Raw genomic sequence first — 18,790 nt, forward strand, 5'->3', positions numbered from 1 at the left:
ATGCCGAGTTTAAACAATGAAAATTAAAGTGGCTTAATAGCCACTTTAATTAGCACTTTTTATCTAATATTCCAATGCCATAGTCGCAAGCGACATAACACTTTCAAATGATTCTGCACCGGCGATAAATAGGCCATTATGGCAAAACATAGCATCATCTATACCGGTCACTGCTTGAAATTCACTATCAGATAATCCAGCCCACGGTGCAGGTAATGGCTTTCGGTCTTCAAACGAGCCTAGCTCTGCAGGTACCGTTTGCACTATCCACTTACCAGAATGCGATGGATACACTACATATAGCGCCTCTTCTGATAAGCTATGTACGGTTTTTTTCCACGGCGTATAACGCTCTAGTACGATTAATCGTGGATCGTCTGCCTGTTTAATTGCTTGAGCAACAATCTTTTTAGCATTTAAACCACCCTGCGCTGAGGCAACAAAACGAAGCAGCAAAGTGTGTGCAAATTCAACCGCTTGATCAAAAGCAGCATCAAAATTACTTTCCTCTTCCCATGTTGGGTTAAACATAGAAATTGTTTGGCTTAAACTAATGCCTGTGGCAACACCTTCAACATGACCACAATCAATGGCATCAATAGTTGATACAAGCCCTGCATCAACTGCATTCGCCACATCTTGATTATCATCACATATTGCTAAGCCATATTTTTTCCACACCAAGCCAAATGACGAAAAAGGAATCCCATTTTCGCGAGCACCGGCACCGCCGCGCTGATGATGATCAAACCGGTCAGTTTGAGGGTCATATTGGCCGCCGACATCAATAACCACATCAGCGTCATTAATAATCGCATTATCGCGTGTGCGGATCAGGGTAAAAGAAGGGAAAATAATTTTAAGCGCAGCGATACTAAAAACATCATCTGCATGAAAATTGCCGTTGTGCGTAACTATCGTTTTATCATTCATTTTTGTACATCATTTTTTGCAAGAAGTGAGAAGATATTGTGCTTTGAAGTGAACCACACTTTAACGCATGCTGGTTAAGGTGTGTATTGGTTTTTAAATGTAGCGATATAAAAATTGCAATAGCATTAAAACCAAAACGGGTTGCAACCCAAAGGTTGCAACCCGTTTTTTTGCGTTGATAAACAGCGCGTATTAGTTAAGTTTTTCTCTAATACGTGCAGATTTACCAGAACGCTCACGTAGATAGTAAAGCTTAGCACGACGAACCGCACCGCGACGCTTAACTGTTACGCTATCAATAAGAGGGCTGTGCGTTTGGAATACACGCTCAACACCTTCACCGTTCGAGATTTTACGAACTGTGAATGCTGAGTGAAGACCACGATTACGCTTAGCGATTACAACACCTTCAAAGGCCTGTAGACGCTCTTTAGCACCTTCTTTTACTTTTACCTGTACAACTACTGTATCACCAGCGCCGAATGCAGGTACGTCTGTTTTAAGCTGCTCATCTTCAAGCGCTTTAATAATATTTTGGTTTACTTTTGCCATTATGTTTCTCACTTTCCTAGGTGTAACTGTCTTCTAGCCACAAGCTTTTTGGTACTCTTGCTGAAATTTCGCGAGTAATACCGCTTGCTCCTCAGTCAGAGCTAGGTTATGCAACAAGTCAGGACGGCGAAGCCAAGTTCTACCTAATGACTGCATAAGCCGCCATTTTGCTATCTCTTGGTGGTTTCCGCTGAGTAATACAGCAGGCACCTGTTTGTCGTCCAATGTTTCTGGCCGTGTATAGTGAGGACAATCTAGCAAGCCATCCGAAAATGAGTCTTGCTCTGCTGACTGGTTGTGTCCTAACACCCCTGGCACTAATCGCGCTACTGCGTCAATTAATGTCATGGCAGGTAGTTCACCCCCACTCAAAATAAAATCACCAATTGACCATTCTTCGTCAACGTACGACTCTATTATTCTCTCGTCTATACCTTCATAGCGACCGGCAATTAAAATCAGTTTTTCAGAGTTTGCGAGTTCGCTAGCCCCTTGCTGATCTAATTTGCGCCCTTGTGGCGACATATAAATTACTTTTGCACCATCACCTGCAGCCTGTTTGGCTTCAAGAATGGCTTGTTTTAATGGTTCAACCATCATTAACATGCCTGGCCCGCCCCCGTAAGGACGATCATCTACGGTTCTATGCTTATCAGTTGCATAGTCACGTGGATTCCAGCAGTTAAAATCGATTAAGCCATTTTTAACAGCACGACCGGTTACACCTTGCGTTGTAATTGCATCAAACATATCCGGGAAAAGGCTGATAACCCCTACCCACAACGAACTTGTTTGACTCATTAAAAGCTTGGATCCCAATCTACAGTAATTTCTTTCGCATCATATTTAACTTCTTGAATAACTGAATCAGTTAAAAAAGGAATTAAACGTTCTGCTTGGCCAAATGCATCTTTACTGTTTGCTTTCACAACCAGTACATCATTTGAGCCTGTCTCCATAAGGTCATCAACAATGCCTAAGTTATAACCTTTATCAGTTACAACCGACATGCCGATGAGATCTCGCCAATAGAATTCACCTTGCGGTAATTCTGGTAGCTGCGCTGAATCAACAGAAATTTCTACATTGGTATAAGCCATTGCTTGGTCTCTGTCATTTACTTGCGCAAACTTAGCGATAAAGCCTTTGTTGTGGCGACGCCAGTCGACCACTTCTAAGGATTGCCATTTACCTTGCTGCCCTATCAACCACGGGCTGAAATCGAAGATCCCTTGGGGATCATCAGTAAATGAATGCACCTTAAGCCAGCCCTTTATACCATATGGGGCGCCGAGCTTTCCTACGACAATTATTGATGAGGTGTTCTCTTGACTCATGGTTACACTTACGCCTATTAAGCCGCTTTACGAGCGTCTTTAACTAATTTAGCTACACGATCTGAAAGACCTGCGCCTTGACCTAACCAGTGTTCAACACGTGGTAAATCTAAACGAAGTTTTTCTTCTTGACCTGAAGCAATTGGGTTAAAGAAACCTACTTTCTCGATGAAGCGACCGTCACGCGAGAAACGGCTATCCGCAACCACAATTTGATAGAAAGGGCGTTTTTTAGCGCCACCACGTTGCAAACGAATAGTTACCATACCGTCCTCTAAATAGATTGACTGTTTTCATTAATAAGATTTACTCCCCAGTATGGGGAGCCGGTGAATTGTACGAGTTTTTAGCAACAATGCAAGTAAGAAGTGATGCAAAAAGCCAGTTTAGTAGATTAAACCGTGATCCAAGATGAAAAAGTATATGAATAAGCTATTCTGTGCATAGTTTATTCAACAATAAAGAGGCATTTTGCCTCTTTATTGATTACTTTTTATCTCGTATTGAAGGTATTAAAGGTTAAATTATTAAAATTTTGGACCACCGCCACCCATCATGCCAGGTGGTAACATCCCTTTCATGCCACGCATCATTTTTTGCATGCCACCTTTACCTTTCATCTTCTTCATCATTTTTTGCATTTGCGTAAATTGCTTAAGCAGTTTATTGATCTCTTGTACTTGAGTACCAGAGCCCGCAGCAATACGCTTTTTACGCGAACCTTTGATGATTTCTGGGCGTGCACGCTCTTTTTTGGTCATAGAGCTAATAATCGCTTCCATTTGAATAAAGGTTTTATCACCCATTTGCCCTTTAACCGCATCTGGGATGTTTTGCATGCCAGGCAGTTTATCGAGCATCGACATCATGCCACCCATGTTTTTCATTTGCTTTAGTTGATCAGCAAAGTCATCCAGCGTAAAGCCATCACCTTTAAATACTTTTTGTGCTACTTTTGCCGCTTGTTCTTTGTCTACTTTCATCTCGACTTCTTCGATTAATGAAAGTACATCACCCATGCCTAAAATACGTGAGGCGATACGATCAGGGTGGAAAGGTTCAAGTGCATCAGTACGCTCACCAACACCCATAAACTTAATTGGCTTACCAGTAATATGACGAATAGATAAAGCAGCACCACCTCGGGCATCACCATCTGTTTTAGTCAGTATCACACCGGTCAGCGGTAAAGCTTCGTCAAATGCTTTTGCTGTATTTGCCGCATCTTGACCTGTCATTGCATCAACAACGAATAGCGTTTCGATTGGATTAATTGCATGATGCAAGGCTTTAATTTCATCCATCATGTCGCTATCAACATGCAAACGACCCGCAGTATCGACTAATACAACATCAATAAATTTCTTTTTCGCATGAGAAATGGCGGCAGTTGCAATATCAACTGGTTTTTGCGAAATATCACTTGGGAAAAATTCTACATCAACTTCTGTTGCTAAGGTTTCTAATTGCTTAATTGCCGCTGGACGATACACATCGGCACTTACCACTAGCACAGACTTCTTCTTGCGCTCTTTTAAAAACTTAGCCAGCTTACCCACACTGGTGGTTTTACCCGCACCTTGAAGACCAGCCATCATCACTACCGCTGGCGGCTGTGCGTTAAGGCTTAGCTCTTCGTTGGCTTCACCCATAGCTTTTTCAAGTTCTTCACGAACAATTTTTATAAATACTTGGCCAGGGCTCAAGCTTTTGGTGACTTCAACACCAACCGCACGCTCTTTAACTTGCTTTACAAACTCGCGAACAACAGGCAACGCCACATCGGCTTCTAAAAATGCCATTCGCACTTCACGAAGTGTATCTTTAATGTTGTCTTCAGTTAAGCGACCACGGCCACTAATATTTTTTAGGGTTTTACCTAATCGTTCTTGGAGGTTCTCAAACATGTAACGGTTCCGAAAAGACGTTTATATCAACTCTATTAATAAGGTCGATGTTATTAAAATTCAATTGAAAATAGTATACCGTAAATGGTGGCATACAATACAGTGCTGAAGTGCTGCTTATTGAGTTTCTTTTTACAGGGTCTATGCATTTGCGTTGCTATAAAATACAATGACCAGATAACGAACACGAATTATTTGACTTCAATTAAGTGGCCAAAGCAAAATGCTGATTATTAGTTTAACTATTATTGCCAGTTTATTTTATGTGTTAGCAACGTCTCACGTGCTTTCGCGATTGTTTCATCGTCAGGGACCAAGCCAAAAAATTACTATAATACTGAGCACTGTCGCTATTTTGGCGCATATGCTGCTTTTAGTAAACTCGGTGTTTAGAGCCGATGGCCAAGATTTAAGTATTGTTAATGTTGCATTACTGACTTGTTGGGTAATAGTGCTTTGTGTCACCACCGTCTCTTTGAAGTTTCCTGCGACACTGCTATTACCTGTTGTATACGGCTTTGCTGCCCTGTTAACTATTGCTAGCCTGTTTATTCCTCATCACGTTTTACTTCATAGCATTAATGTAGAGCTTGCGTTAGTTGCGCATATTTCACTGTCGTTATTAGCCTACTGTATCTTAATTATTGCCACCCTTTACGGCGTACAATTTTACTTTATTGATAAACGTTTGAAACGTAAGGACCTGGCAATAGTACATAGCCATTTACCGCCATTAATGGTGGTAGAGCGTCAACTTTATCAACTATTAAATTTAGGCACAGTATTATTAAGCGTGGCGCTGATTACAGGGTTTGTATTTCTTGATGGCATGTTTGCCAAAGAGTTTATTCATAAAACAATCTTATCTTTAGTTGCTTGGGCTATTTTTGCCACGATTGCCGTTGGCCATGTTAAACGAGGTTGGCGAGGGAAAGTGGTGGTAGTGAGTATTATGATTGCCGCATTTACACTCACACTCGCTTATTTTGGCAGCCGTTTTATACAAGAAGTGGTTCTAAATAAGTTTTAACTTGACTCTGAAAGCTCACTCTAGCTTAATACGCATTGGTTTATAAAAAAAGGATCCATCGTTGGACGACATATCGACAAGTACGCTGTTTATCATTTTAGGTTTATTGGTACTTTTTTCTGCTTACTTCTCCGGGTCAGAAACCGGAATCATGTCAATCAACCGTATTCGTTTACGACACCTCGCTAAAGAGAATCATCGTGCTGCGAAACGCGTTAGTAAATTACTCAGTCGACCTGACAGGTTGATAGGTCTTATCCTTATTGGTAATAACCTCGTCAATATTGCGGCTGCCCAAGTTGCCACCATTATTGGTATTCGCTTGTATGGTGATTTAGGTATTGCTATAGCAACAGGTGCATTAACACTTGTGGTGCTGATTTTCGCTGAAGTAACGCCAAAAACACTGGCCGCCCTCTATCCTGAGCGAGTCGCTTTTCCAAGTTCGGTGATACTCAAAGGGTTACTAAAAATTCTCTTCCCATTTGTTGTCGTTGTTAACTGGATGACCAATGGTATATTGCGCTTATTTGGTATTAGCGCTGCACAAATAGATGAGCACAGCATGAGTAAAGAAGAATTAAAAACCGTGCTAAATGAATCGGGGGCGCTGATCCCCGCTCGTCACCAAAGTATGTTGACCTCTATTTTAGATTTAGAACAAGTTACCGTTGAAGATATTATGATCCCTCGCAATGAAATTGTGGCGATTGATATTAATGACGATTGGAAAATAATCAGTAAACAACTTACTCACGCTCAACATACTCGGGTGCTTTTATACCGCGACAATATTGATGATGCTGTTGGCTTTATTCACTCTCGTGATGCGCTTCGCCTTTTAACTAAAGAGCAGTTTGATAAGCCTTCGCTATTGCGTGCGGTACGTGAAATTTACTTTATCCCTGAGGGCACCTCGTTGAACACTCAGCTACTAAAATTTCAGTTATCAAAAGAACGTATTGGTATTGTTGTTGATGAATATGGCGACATTCAGGGCTTAGTCACTCTTGAAGATATTCTTGAAGAAGTTGTGGGTGATTTTACTACCACTCAAACTCGGACGCCGAGTGAAGAAGTAACAACACAAAACGATGGCTCTTACATTGTCGACGGCGGTGCTAACGTTCGCGACTTAAATAAAGAAATGGGCTGGGAATTCCCATTAGACGGCCCTAAAACATTGAGTGGCTTGATTGTTGAGTACTTAGAAGATATCCCCGATGCTAATTTAAGTATTCGTATTGCAGGCTATCCGGTTGAAGTACTTGAGGTAAAAGAAAACATGATTAAACAAGTCAAAATTCAACCAAACAAACGTAAAAAATAAACCAATAAAAAAGGAGCCTGCTGGCTCCTTTTTAATCTAATCTAAAAGAACAATCGCTCTAACCAACCTTTATCTAAATCATCTTCGCAGCGTCTTAGCTGTGCGCCATAACGGCTTGCCCGATGTTTTACTTTATTGGCAACGCTCATTAGCCATTTTTTCTTACGATAGGTGCCTCGTTTATAACCGCCCCATCCCTCATGATAATTTAAATACTGTGCGTAGGCGTCCCACTTAGACACACCATTAACTTTATGGGTTTTATAAACAAACCACGCCATAAAATCAATCGCATCTTCAAATTCGTCTCTGTCGGCGCCACTGTTACCTGTTTCACGAATATAATCAGACCAAGTAGGCGTTTTAGCTTGAGAATAGCCATAGGCATCGCTTGCACGACCAGTAGGGATTATCCATAAGAAGTATTCCATAGGCGGTGCTGCATCGTGGCGAAAAGAACTTTCTTGATACATCATGCTCATTAACACATGTTTTGGGGAGCCCCACTTTTCCTGCGCGTCTTTGGCATCAAAATACCAGTCAGATTTCTCTTCGAAAATTTTACAAATATCTTCTGGTTGCTTTGGGGGAGCTGTTGCACACCCAGCTATAGTGAGCAGCAAAGATAAGGTAATAATATTTTTTTTCATTTTTTAAGATCTCACTGAACTTTTTAAAAAAGTGTGGGTCTGAATCTATGAATGCAGCAGTACAGCATTGTTTCATCCCTAAAGAATATTTACGCAGCTACTATGAGCTGCGTTTTTTTTGCCTGCTACTTACTTGGGTCTGTTGACCTTTCAAGGTTACATTTGCAGCAGTTTGTTTGGTATTTAGGCAAGGCAAAGCCTATGTGGTGTGGTTATTCCCCATAAATAGGCGATAACGCAGCATCAATGCCAAGCAGGTGCTGCCCTTAGGGTTCAGCCTAGGAGCGATTTACTCTTTGTTGCTCGGTTTTTACTTATTCTTACATGGATGTAAGCCAGTAGAATAACGCAGGAGCAGTTATCGAGCCCACTAGGTTACAAACCTCGCGCCGCGATTAAACCGTTCCTAGTCTGAACAAATTGTAATCCGCAAAGGTCAACAGACCCTGAAATACGTATCTAAAAATGCGGTAAATGGTTGTTTATCAGCGTGTTCAATTGCCTTTTGGGCTTGGTACGACTCTGCAGCTTGTTGCTCTAGCCACGATTTTGAAAATTCAGTATAACTTGCTGTTTCATGGCTTTGTTTGTACTTCTGAGCAAGTGACAGTGCAAAGTGGCCATTATCTAACCCTGACGCTTTTAACTGCTCAACATAACGACCAGAATACGTTAATGCCGGATCATGAATCCAAGTCGCCATGCGCTTAATAGTGTTTGAGTAATAATCAACCCCGTACGCGCTATCCATCCACTTAGCAACATCAACGAGCTGATTAAATATTTCATCACCCCATGATTCAAGACTGCGCTGCTCATTATTAAAATTAAGCATTAGGCCTTTTTCTCGACCTTGGTTTACTACTGTATCAAGATTTTCAGTGCTTCGCGCTTGCTCTTCCCAGTCCATAGGCGCTGAGTCTTTTAATAAGCAATAGGTTAAAAATACATCTAAAAAGTGTATTTGCTCTAAATCAATGCCAACTTCACTAAATGGGTTAACATCCAATGCACGAATTTCAATATATTCTATACCCGCTCTTAGTAATGCATCAGTGGGTGTTTCACCATTTTTAGCATTACGCTTAGGGCGAATTGGCGAGTAAAACTCATTCTCTATTTGTAGAATATTTTTATTTAATTGCTTTGGCGTCGAACTGGTGTAATCGTCAATACTGCCGTAAATATCTGAAGGCGTATTTATGGCTTTTTTAAGCCCTGCAACATATTCATCTAATGAGTTGTACATTACCCGTAATGACGATTGTGCGCTATTGGTATAGCCTAAATTACCTAATCGTAATGCGGTACCCACTTCTAAATATAAAGTGCCTTTACCGAGTTTTTTAAACGGTAAATCGCTTTTACGCCCTTGTAAAAAAGAGCTACATAATGCCGGCGATGCGCCAAACATGTAGCTAATTAACCACAGTTCGCGTTTAAAGTTACGAATTAACGCCAAGTAACTATCCGATATAAAATCTTCAAGTTTCGCGTCACTTTGCTTTAATGAATGCAGTGACTGCCATAGCGTTTCTGGAAAAGAAATATTGAAATGCACGCCTGCAATCGCTTGCATCATACTGCCGTAACGGTTCTTCAAGCCTTCGCGATATAGGGTTTTCATTTTACCGACATTAGAGTCGCCAAATTGTGCCAATACAATATCGTCTTGATGATTTATAAAGCACGGCATACTAATTGGCCACAACAATTCATCGCCCATATGTTCTAGGGTGAACTTTTGTAAATCTTTTAGCTGCTGCAAAGTTTGCTTTGATGACTCGCTAACCGGTGTAATGAACTCAAGTAAAGACTCAGAAAAATCAGTGGTAATATGCCCATTGGTGAGCGCACAGCCCACACCTTGAGGATGAGCCTGTTTAGAAATAGAACCATCGTGATTAATTCTTAATGATTCTCTCTCAATACCGCGCATAATGCCTTTAATAGCCTGTTGATTATCTGCATTAGATAGCGCGTTGAGCGTGTTCTTTAAATTATAAGTTGTCAAAAAAAAGTTTCCTCGAGCCAAGTGGCTTAATCATAAGGTTATGGGGTCTTTTTACCTTTACTCAAGATTAAACGATGAAAAAACTATATGAATTTATTAGATATAGTTTTTACTGGATTTTAAACACGCTTTGTTTCACGCTATAAAAGATAATCTTGCCATTGCGACCACGAATATACAATTTCTTTTACATATTATTTGCCACAATACATCGTAACCTCAAAGCACTATTTCTCCCCGTACGAAAGGGTGAATCACTTGCTAAAAGTTTGGCATAACTAAAAAAATCAATTACTCTTAAAGTTGATAAAGATCATAAAAACATTAAAAAAAATGTCTTATTCCTGCTATTTTACACATATCACTAACGTACATTAGTTTTAGTAATTACAATAGCCTCCATAATAAAGAATGATAAAGAGTCACTATGCGTCGTAATCAAAGCTTAATAGATGAAGAAGTTAACTTCGAAGAACACCAAGAGTTGGTTTCAACCACTGACTTACGCGGTGTTATTACTTATGCCAATCATGAGTTTTGTAGTATCGCAGGCTACGAGATGGATGAGCTGATAAATAAAAATCACAATATCGTTCGCCATCCTGATATGCCAAAAGCTGCATTTAAAGAAATGTGGGACACCTTAAAACAAGGCCATTCGTGGCGTGGCGCAGTAAAAAACTTATGTAAAGACGGCCGCTATTATTGGGTTGATGCATTTGTAACGCCTATTTTTGAGCATGGCCAACTGATTGGTTATCAGTCTGTGCGAATAAAACTAGAGCAACGCGCAAAACGCAGAGCACAAAAGCTCTATGCCAAAATTAACGCTAATAAATCATTATTCAGCTGGCGCGAACGCACATCATTGAGACAAGGTTTAAGCATTGCGGGAATTTTAATTTGGTTAGCAAGTGTCGCAATATGGGGCTCAATTTCGCTTGCCGCGATTAACTTATTAGTATGTATTGTTATTTTAGTTTTAAATTATGATGAGCTGGTAACAACACCAGCGACCCTCAAACAACAAAAAAGCCAAGCAGACTCTGTATCTCGTTATGTGTTTAGTGGCTCGCACCCACACAGCATTAGTGAGTATAGAGAGCAGATGCTCAGTGCTAAATTAAGAACGGTACTGGGACGGGTAAAAGATTCAACCTTGAGTTTTAATACGATTGCCCAAGGGTTAGATCAACAATCGACGTTGACCGAGCAAGGTATTTCTTCTCAAGGCACTCAGCTAGAACAAATTGCTTCAGCCATGTCACAAATGAGTACCACGATTGGTGAAATCTCTAACAATACCAATAACACAGCTGATAAAGTGGGCATTACTTATCAAAGCTGCTCTGATATCAAAAATCATATTGCAGATAACAGTAAAATGGTGTCTGACTTAGCTGTACAAGTTGAGCAAGCGGCCGCCACAGCAACGGGGCTTGCCTCTGAAGCAGATAAAATTGGCCAAGTCATGAGTGAAATAGAAGGGATTGCTGAACAAACTAACTTATTGGCACTCAATGCGGCTATTGAAGCGGCACGCGCCGGTGAGCATGGCCGTGGTTTTGCCGTTGTTGCCGATGAAGTAAGAGCGCTGTCGTCACGTACTCAAAACGCCACAGCACAAATTCACAGCTCAATTAAAGAAATTCAAGATACCTTGTTTAGCTGGTCTAAAATCATGCAGAGTACAAAACAACAAGCCGATGACTGTGTTAATACAACAGGACAAACACAACAAGAGCTTGATAGTATTTTTATTCAAATTAGTGAAATTTCACAGCTCGCCACCGATATTTCAGCCGCAGCAGAACAGCAACAGGTTGTAAGTAAAGACATTGGTAGCAATGTTGAAAAGATTAAAGGCTTAGGGGATGACAATTTACAATTGAGTTTTAGCGTAGCGCGCGGTGCGGCTGAACTAGTGGAAGGCTCAAGAAAAGTGAATGATTTATTACTGACTTTTAAGGTTTAACCAACTCCCTTAATAAAAACAAAAAAGCCGCTGAAAACAGCGGCTTTTTGCTGTGCTCAAATTATCGACTCGTAAACACTAAGCCGTCTTCGTTAGCATCAATGACAATGATACAACCTGGTTGAAAGTCATTATTAAGCAGTTTTTGTGCTAATGGATTTTCAATGGTTTGCTGTATTGCCCGTTTAAGCGGACGAGCGCCATAGACAGGATCAAAGCCACTGGCAGCAATTCGCTCAAGAGCAGCATCTGTCAACTCAAGTAAATACCCCATCTCTGTTAATCGTTGACGTAATTTGCTTAACTGAATATCTGCAATTTCTTTAATATGACTATGTGAAAGTGAGTGAAATACCACAGTTTCATCAATACGGTTAATGAACTCGGGTCTAAATTCATTATGTAAAACACCCATGACTTTTGCTTTAAGCTCGTCATAGTCATTACTTCCCGCTTGCTCTTGAATGATATCTGAGCCCAAGTTGGAGGTCATAATGATAACCGTATTTTTAAAATCAACCGTACGCCCTTGGCCATCCGTTAAACGCCCGTCATCAAGGACTTGTAATAAAATATTAAACACATCTGGATGCGCTTTTTCTATTTCATCAAGCAAAATAACCGAATAAGGTTTACGACGAACAGCTTCGGTTAAATAACCACCTTCTTCGTAACCTACGTACCCTGGAGGCGCACCGACTAGACGTGCGACTGAGTGTTTTTCCATAAACTCAGACATATCTATACGCACCATGGCACTTTCGGTATCAAACATATAGCCTGCTAGTGCCTTGGTAAGTTCTGTTTTACCAACCCCTGTAGGCCCTAAAAATAAGAACGAGCCAATTGGACGATTGGGATCAGCAAGCCCTGCACGCGAACGACGAATGGCATTAGCCACCGCAACGACGGCCTCATCTTGACCAATGACTTTGTTATGTAACTGCTCTTCCATTTGTAATAGTTTTTCACGTTCACCTTGGAGCATACGCGCCACTGGGATCCCGGTCCAACGTGATAAAATTTCTGCAATTTCATCTTCGCCTACCTGATTTTTAAGCAAGCTCATTTCTTGCATTTCTGCTTGTGATGCTAAATCGAGTTTGCGCTCAAGCTCAGGTATACGTCCATATTGCAGTTCAGACATACGCTGCAAGTCACTTGCTCTGCGAGCCACTTCTAAATCAAGTCGTGCCTGCTCTAGCTCAGCTTTAATAACCTGCGTGCCTTGTAAAGACGCTTTTTCTGCATTCCATACTTCATCTAGTTCACGGTATTGCCCTTCAAGCTCAGTGATCAGCTCGACCATTTCTGTACGGCGCTTTTGACTTGCTTCATCTTTCTCTTTGGCCAATGCGTTATCTTCAATTTTTAATTGGATAATGCGACGCTCTAATTTATCTAAAGCTTCTGGCTTTGAATCAATTTGCAAGCGAATAGAAGAGCCCGCTTCGTCAATTAAATCGATTGCTTTATCGGGTAATTGGCGATCACTAATATAACGATGCGATAACTGCGCTGCGGCAACGATTGCAGGGTCGGTGATCTCCACTGAATGGTGTAATTCGTAACGCTCTTTCAAGCCACGCAGAATAGCAATGGTGTCTTCTACTGAGGGCTCTTCTATTAATACCTTTTGGAAACGGCGCTCAAGCGCAGCATCTTTTTCAATGTATTTACGGTATTCATCTAAAGTGGTTGCGCCTACGCAATGGAGTTCACCGCGTGCTAAGGCAGGTTTTAACATGTTACCCGCATCCATAGCGCCATCACTTTTACCCGCTCCAACAATGGTATGAATTTCATCAATAAATAAAATAACTTGGCCTTCTTCTTTAGCCAACTCATTAAGTACTGATTTTAAACGCTCTTCAAATTCACCTCGGTATTTTGCACCAGCAACTAATGCGCCTAAATCAAGTGATAATACGCGCTTGTTTTTTAAGCCCTCAGGCACTTCACCATTAATAATACGCTGTGCAAGCCCTTCAGCTATGGCTGTTTTACCCACCCCTGGCTCACCAATTAACACAGGGTTATTTTTGGTACGGCGTTGTAATACTTGAATAGTGCGGCGAATTTCATCATCACGACCGATTACAGGGTCAAGCTTACCTTGCTCTGCACGCTCAGTTAAATCGATGGTGTACTTTTCAAGTGCTTGACGTGTTTCTTCCGCATTAGGATCGTCAACTTTTTGGCCACCACGAATCGCTTCAATTGCCGTTTCAACCTTACTCGCCGTAATGTTAAGTGCTTTAAAAACACTGCCAAGCGGGCCTTTATCTTCACACGCAACTAATACAAACAACTCACTTGAAATGTATTTATCTTTACGTTTTTGGGCGTATTTATCACATAGGTTTATCAGTGAAACCATGTTATTTGACAACTGTACATCGCCACCAACGCCTTCCACTTTAAATAACTTTTCTATCTCTTGTGATAATTTAGTGTTGAGTTCATCAACGCTGATGCTCATTTGTGCAAATAGTGCACGCACACTTGAGCCACTTTGTTTTAACAAAGCGTACATTAGATGCACAGGTTCAATAAATTGATGATCGCGACCTAGCGCTAATGATTGCGCATCTGAAAGCGCAGACTGAAATTTACTTGTAAATCTATCTAAACGCATGGGGGTTTACCTATAAAAAAACGAATTACTTAATAGATGGGTATGTTAGCGGGATTGTTCAAGGTATTGTGGGAAAAATAATCACCTAATGATTATTTACTTGCGCCAGATCAAACTTGCCATACGACCGGTTTGGCCATCGCGCCGATAAGAAAAAAACAAGTTAGCTTGAGAAACAGTGCAATATTCACCCCCGCTAATGTTTATAACGCCCTGTTGATTAAGTAAAATAGTTGCTATTAGATAGATATCAGCTAAATACTTTTCATTATTTTGAGCTTTGAACGCGCTGTGCATTAGGGGGTTATTTGCTGTAAATAACTCGACTACCTCTTGGCCGACTTGAAATTGATTCGCCCCTATTGCAGGACCTAACCACGCATGTAAATTCGCTGGCTCATGTTTAAAACAGCTAACTGTATTATTAATAATTCCTTGCACTAACCCTCGCCAACCGGCGTGAATTGCAGCCACTTCTTGGCCATCGCTTGAGGTAAGTAAAATAGGTAAACAGTCAGCGGTCATTATAGCTAAAGGTTGATTGCGTAACTGCGTGTAAAGCGCATCCCCCGTCAGTATGTGATTAGCGTCAAACGCTTCATCCACTAAAATTACATCAGCGCTATGAACCTGATTTAACCAAACAGCAGGATTAGGTATGTAACTATTTACATGCGCTCGATTGGTTAATACATCTTGGCTGTTATCACCTACATGTAACCCTAAATTCAAACTATCAAATGGAGGCTTTGACACACCTCCATCCCGTGTAGTACTCAATGTGCCTACACCCTGAATAGGTTGCCATGTAGCTGATAAGCCAGACATAATTAACTAGCTATATCTGGATTTGCTTTTGTATCTTCGCGCAGTGCTTGTGTCATCTGGACCATATCATCAGGAATAGGTGCTTGCCAGGTCATCATTTCACCGGTAATTGGATGAGCAATGCTTAATTTTACAGCATGCAGCGCTTGACGCTTAAAGCTACGCAGTAACTCAAATAACTCAGGCGTTGCCCCTTTTGGTGGACGAGGACGGCCGCCATAAGATTGATCGCCAATTAAGGGATGGTTTAAGTACGCCATATGCACGCGAATTTGGTGTGTACGTCCGGTTTCAAGGCGTAAACGCAAACGAGTATGGGCGCGGAATTTTTCGGCAACACGATAATGCGTAATAGCTGGTTTACCCATTTCATGAACTGCCATATGCGTACGCTGCGTAGCATGACGACCAATTGGTTTTTCAACCATACCACCGGCTGTCATAGTGCCATTACATAACGCTTCATATTCACGTGTGAAGTTTTCGCGCTTTTGCAGTGCTTTAACTAAATGTGTTTGTGCCTGAATCGTTTTAGCAACAACCATTAAACCTGTTGTGTCTTTGTCTAAACGATGCACAATACCCGCTCGTGGTACGTTAATAATTTCTGGATAGTAGTGTAATAAAGCATTTAACACCGTACCATCAGGGTTACCTGCGCCAGGATGAACCACTAATCCCATTGGTTTGTTGATCACTAAAATATCATCGTCTTCATAAACGATGTTTAATTTGATATCTTGTGCTTCGTATTCACGAGGTGCTTCTATTGTTGTTTCAACAGCTACAACTTCACCACCGAGTAGTTTTTCACGCGGGGTGTTGAAAATTTCACCATTAACGGTGATTTTATCATCTAAAATCCACGTTTTTATCCGTGATCGTGAATAATCAGGGAACAATTGCGCTAATACTTGGTCTAGACGTTTACCACCTAAGTCTGTTGGGACCTCGGCTTGGAGAGATATTTGCTCTGACATTAGTAACTTTACCCAATTTACCAGTGCAAGCTTTGCTTGACTGGGTTAGAATCGCTTTTAATAAAAGCATAACATAATACGCATAGTTTACTCGGTTTTACCCACTTGGCCTAGCCGAAGACATCGAAGGTAACAAATAAAATGATAAATAAAATAGGGAAACGTGCATTCGCCATTGTTTTTTCAGTTTCAGTGCTTAGTTTAGGGGCCTGCTCGTCTGCACCTGACCAAGAAGATATTCAACGCGTACCCAACAGATCGGCACAAGCACTATACGAAGATGCAAAACAAACGCTTGATTCTGGTTTATACGCTCGTGCAATTGAATTATTAACGGCAATTGATTCTCGCTACCCGTTTGGTCCGTTTTCAAAACAAGTCCAAATGGATTTAGTGTATGCACATTACCAATCAGGTAATACAGAGCAAGCGCTTGCTACAATCGACCGTTTTATTCGCTTAAACCCAAACCACAAAGATTTAGATTACATGTACTACATGCGTGGCTTGGTTAATATTAAGGCGGATAAAAATGCTTTCCAAGAATACTTTGGTGTAGACAGAGCTGACAGAGATGCTAAACGCACCCGTGTTGCTTATACCGACTTATCAACTTTGGTTAAACGTTTTCCAGAAAGTGATTATGCGCCAGAAGCAAAACGTCGTTTAGTTTGGTTATTAAACCGCATGGCACGTTATGAGCTAAAAGTGGCAACTTACTATTACGAACGTGAAGCCTATTTAGCAGCCGCAAATCGCGGTAAATATGTGGTAGAGCACTACTCACAAAGTAGTTATCTTGATGCGGCACTCGCCATGATGGAAAAAAGTTACGAGAAGCTTGGCTTGACTGAACTAAGTCAGCATGCAGAGCAAACGCGTAAATTTAATAGCAGAAATAAATAACACGAAAAAGGCGCTAGTTATAAAATTAGCGCCTTTTTTTTACGAGGTTTATTCGACTATATAGCCTCTTCATCCTCTTCTGCAGTACGAATTCGAACCACACGTTCTACGTCAGTGACAAATATTTTACCATCACCAATTTTGCCAGTTTGTGCTGTTTTAACAATAACATCAATAGCACGTTCTACGTCTTCATCACCGAGCACAATATCTAGTTTTACTTTAGGTAAAAAGTCAACCATGTACTCAGCACCACGGTATAGCTCTGTGTGGCCTTTTTGACGCCCAAAGCCTTTTACTTCACTTACTGTCATACCCGTGATACCTACATCTGATAGGGCTTCACGCACATCATCGAGCTTAAACGGTTTAATGATTGCTTCTATTTTTTTCATAGTAATTACTTTTGAAAGCTTCAGTTGCCTCGATTTTAGACAATCATGAGGTTCATAGCAAACAAAGAGATTGAATAGCACCGGTGAAAAATAAACATGGTATGATTATTTTAATAAAAATAACTATACTAAAACATCACCGAGTTAATGAGATTTATATGAAAACTAAGCACCGTGGATTTACCCTATTAGAGTTAATGGTCACCGTAGCCATTGTTGGCATTATAGCCACTATTGCGTTGTGGAACAGTAGCGATATGCTAGAAGAAAATCGAGGTGAAAATTTTTTATTAGAACTAAAACGTAATATTAGTTTTGCACGCTCACAAGCGGCTAGTACCGATGAGATAGTTATTATTTGTCCAGCACCTTATGCTGATGTGAAAGGTTCAGCTGCCAATTTTAAGTGCACCACTGAGTGGGCTAGCGATAATGTTGTCGTCACCTTTGTCGATGGTAATAATAATGGGCAATATGACAGTGGTGATAGTTTAATAAGAGTCATGGAAAAAACCAACCCCAACGACAAAGTGACATTTTCTGGGGGTAGCCAAATCCGCTTTAATACCAGTGGCCGCATTACTACTGCGCCAGGTAACTTTGTTTTTTCACCTAATGGTAATCAAAATAATAGCAAGGCACTCACACTTTCCCAATCAGGCACCGCTTTTTATTTAGGTAATAGTAAATAGGGTGATTATAAATTGAACAACACTTGCCATAATTTAAGTTTTTACTAAACTTGTAAGAAACATGTTTAGATTGAGGCTTCAGGGATGAAGTTACCTTTATACTTTTCTACCCACCATGGTACAACATTAATAGAGCTGCTAGTTAGCCTCGCGATTGTTGCCATTGTAGGTCAAATTTCCTTGTCTTATTTACCCAACTTTTTAGCGCTCAACCGCGTGAACAATCAAGTTAGCTTATTACATAAAAATATTAATTATGCTCGTCTATACGCTATAGAAAAAAACAGCTACGTTACTTTGTGCGCATTAAAAAGTAATAAATGTACATTAGACGACTGGCATAACCAGCTCGCTATATTTGTTGATAACGACAAGTCAACGTCGCTTGGCGATGACGAGCAGCTGATCAGTACATTTGAGCACACAAATGAAGCCGATACGTTAACATACCCACGAGATGCCATTACATTTAGGCCAGATGGTACACTAAATGGTTTTCAAAATGGTACTTTTATCTATTGCCCAAATAACGAAAAAGCAAGCCTTGAGGGGCTTGCTCTGTCAATAAGTCAAACTGGGCGAATACGAATAAAATCTACCAACAAATGCCAAAAATAACTAAC

Annotated in this window: 18 protein-coding genes; 6 read left to right on the top strand and 12 right to left on the bottom strand. The window is 40.7% G+C overall.

The window, feature by feature from the left end; genetic code table 11:
- Positions 1 to 63: 63 nt before the first annotated feature.
- From AAEY57_RS06870 to ffh, 6 genes are all read right to left on the bottom strand, one after another.
- Positions 64 to 933 carry an MYG1 family protein gene (locus AAEY57_RS06870; RefSeq protein ID WP_036956850.1) on the bottom strand — a complete coding sequence of 290 codons (870 nt, stop codon included), beginning with the start codon at positions 931 to 933 and terminating at the stop codon, positions 64 to 66.
- Between the two features lie 192 nt (positions 934 to 1,125).
- Positions 1,126 to 1,485, bottom strand: a complete 360-nt coding sequence (gene rplS, locus AAEY57_RS06875; RefSeq protein ID WP_011327636.1) for a 50S ribosomal protein L19 — start codon at positions 1,483 to 1,485, stop codon at positions 1,126 to 1,128.
- A gap of 33 nt (positions 1,486 to 1,518) precedes the next feature.
- Positions 1,519 to 2,286 carry a tRNA (guanosine(37)-N1)-methyltransferase TrmD gene (trmD, locus tag AAEY57_RS06880; protein WP_008114471.1) on the bottom strand — a complete coding sequence of 256 codons (768 nt, stop codon included), beginning with the start codon at positions 2,284 to 2,286 and terminating at the stop codon, positions 1,519 to 1,521.
- Complete coding sequence (gene rimM / locus AAEY57_RS06885) at positions 2,286 to 2,822, bottom strand: ribosome maturation factor RimM (protein WP_008114470.1); 537 nt, start codon at positions 2,820 to 2,822, stop codon at positions 2,286 to 2,288. The genes trmD and rimM overlap by 1 nt, the downstream gene beginning before the upstream one ends.
- Before the next feature lie 17 nt (positions 2,823 to 2,839).
- Entirely contained in the window at positions 2,840 to 3,088 is a 249-nt protein-coding gene (rpsP, locus tag AAEY57_RS06890) for a 30S ribosomal protein S16 (RefSeq protein WP_008114468.1), read from the bottom strand.
- Between the two features lie 261 nt (positions 3,089 to 3,349).
- Positions 3,350 to 4,729: a signal recognition particle protein gene (gene ffh / locus AAEY57_RS06895; protein WP_008464738.1), complete on the bottom strand. Its 1,380-nt coding sequence runs from the start codon at positions 4,727 to 4,729 to the stop codon at positions 3,350 to 3,352.
- Positions 4,730 to 4,952: 223 nt separating this feature from the next.
- Here ffh and AAEY57_RS06900 point away from each other — a divergent pair, with 223 nt between their 5' ends.
- Positions 4,953 to 5,759: a cytochrome C assembly family protein gene (locus tag AAEY57_RS06900; RefSeq protein WP_350607080.1), complete on the top strand. Its 807-nt coding sequence runs from the start codon at positions 4,953 to 4,955 to the stop codon at positions 5,757 to 5,759.
- Between the two features lie 61 nt (positions 5,760 to 5,820).
- Positions 5,821 to 7,089, top strand: a complete 1,269-nt coding sequence (locus tag AAEY57_RS06905; RefSeq protein WP_013464491.1) for an HlyC/CorC family transporter — start codon at positions 5,821 to 5,823, stop codon at positions 7,087 to 7,089.
- 41 nt (positions 7,090 to 7,130) lie between these two features.
- Here AAEY57_RS06905 and AAEY57_RS06910 read toward each other — a convergent pair whose 3' ends face one another.
- Both AAEY57_RS06910 and gshA read right to left on the bottom strand, forming a co-directional pair.
- A complete protein-coding gene (locus AAEY57_RS06910; RefSeq protein ID WP_013464490.1) occupies positions 7,131 to 7,739 on the bottom strand; it encodes a transglycosylase SLT domain-containing protein in 609 nt (202 codons plus the stop codon).
- A gap of 436 nt (positions 7,740 to 8,175) precedes the next feature.
- Positions 8,176 to 9,753, bottom strand: a complete 1,578-nt coding sequence (gene gshA / locus AAEY57_RS06915) for a glutamate--cysteine ligase (RefSeq protein ID WP_350607083.1) — start codon at positions 9,751 to 9,753, stop codon at positions 8,176 to 8,178.
- Positions 9,754 to 10,180: 427 nt separating this feature from the next.
- On the opposite strand from gshA, the gene AAEY57_RS06920 reads away from it, so the two are divergent.
- Positions 10,181 to 11,728: a methyl-accepting chemotaxis protein gene (locus tag AAEY57_RS06920; protein WP_350607086.1), complete on the top strand. Its 1,548-nt coding sequence runs from the start codon at positions 10,181 to 10,183 to the stop codon at positions 11,726 to 11,728.
- A 61-nt stretch (positions 11,729 to 11,789) separates the two neighbouring features.
- On the opposite strand, the gene clpB is transcribed toward AAEY57_RS06920, so the two are convergent.
- The 3 genes from clpB to rluD form a co-directional block, all read right to left on the bottom strand.
- Positions 11,790 to 14,366 (bottom strand): ATP-dependent chaperone ClpB, encoded by a 2,577-nt coding sequence (gene clpB / locus AAEY57_RS06925; RefSeq protein WP_024602825.1) that lies wholly within the window; start codon positions 14,364 to 14,366, stop codon positions 11,790 to 11,792.
- A gap of 96 nt (positions 14,367 to 14,462) precedes the next feature.
- Positions 14,463 to 15,194 carry a peptidoglycan editing factor PgeF gene (gene pgeF, locus AAEY57_RS06930; protein WP_350607088.1) on the bottom strand — a complete coding sequence of 244 codons (732 nt, stop codon included), beginning with the start codon at positions 15,192 to 15,194 and terminating at the stop codon, positions 14,463 to 14,465.
- Between the two features lie 2 nt (positions 15,195 to 15,196).
- Positions 15,197 to 16,174 carry a 23S rRNA pseudouridine(1911/1915/1917) synthase RluD gene (rluD, locus tag AAEY57_RS06935; protein ID WP_350607091.1) on the bottom strand — a complete coding sequence of 326 codons (978 nt, stop codon included), beginning with the start codon at positions 16,172 to 16,174 and terminating at the stop codon, positions 15,197 to 15,199.
- A gap of 141 nt (positions 16,175 to 16,315) precedes the next feature.
- Between rluD and AAEY57_RS06940 the strand changes: the two genes are divergently transcribed.
- Positions 16,316 to 17,080, top strand: a complete 765-nt coding sequence (locus tag AAEY57_RS06940; RefSeq protein ID WP_013464484.1) for an outer membrane protein assembly factor BamD — start codon at positions 16,316 to 16,318, stop codon at positions 17,078 to 17,080.
- 56 nt (positions 17,081 to 17,136) lie between these two features.
- Here AAEY57_RS06940 and AAEY57_RS06945 read toward each other — a convergent pair whose 3' ends face one another.
- Positions 17,137 to 17,475, bottom strand: a complete 339-nt coding sequence (locus AAEY57_RS06945; RefSeq protein ID WP_013464483.1) for a P-II family nitrogen regulator — start codon at positions 17,473 to 17,475, stop codon at positions 17,137 to 17,139.
- 158 nt (positions 17,476 to 17,633) lie between these two features.
- Here AAEY57_RS06945 and AAEY57_RS06950 point away from each other — a divergent pair, with 158 nt between their 5' ends.
- Positions 17,634 to 18,167, top strand: coding sequence for a GspH/FimT family pseudopilin (locus AAEY57_RS06950; protein ID WP_350607094.1), 534 nt, complete (start codon positions 17,634 to 17,636; stop codon positions 18,165 to 18,167).
- Positions 18,168 to 18,251: 84 nt separating this feature from the next.
- Positions 18,252 to 18,785: a GspH/FimT family pseudopilin gene (locus tag AAEY57_RS06955; protein WP_350607097.1), complete on the top strand. Its 534-nt coding sequence runs from the start codon at positions 18,252 to 18,254 to the stop codon at positions 18,783 to 18,785.
- Positions 18,786 to 18,790 lie beyond the last annotated feature (5 nt).

The organism is Pseudoalteromonas sp. MER144-MNA-CIBAN-0113 (genome assembly GCF_040308965.1).
Lineage (GTDB): Bacteria > Pseudomonadota > Gammaproteobacteria > Enterobacterales > Alteromonadaceae > Pseudoalteromonas > Pseudoalteromonas tetraodonis.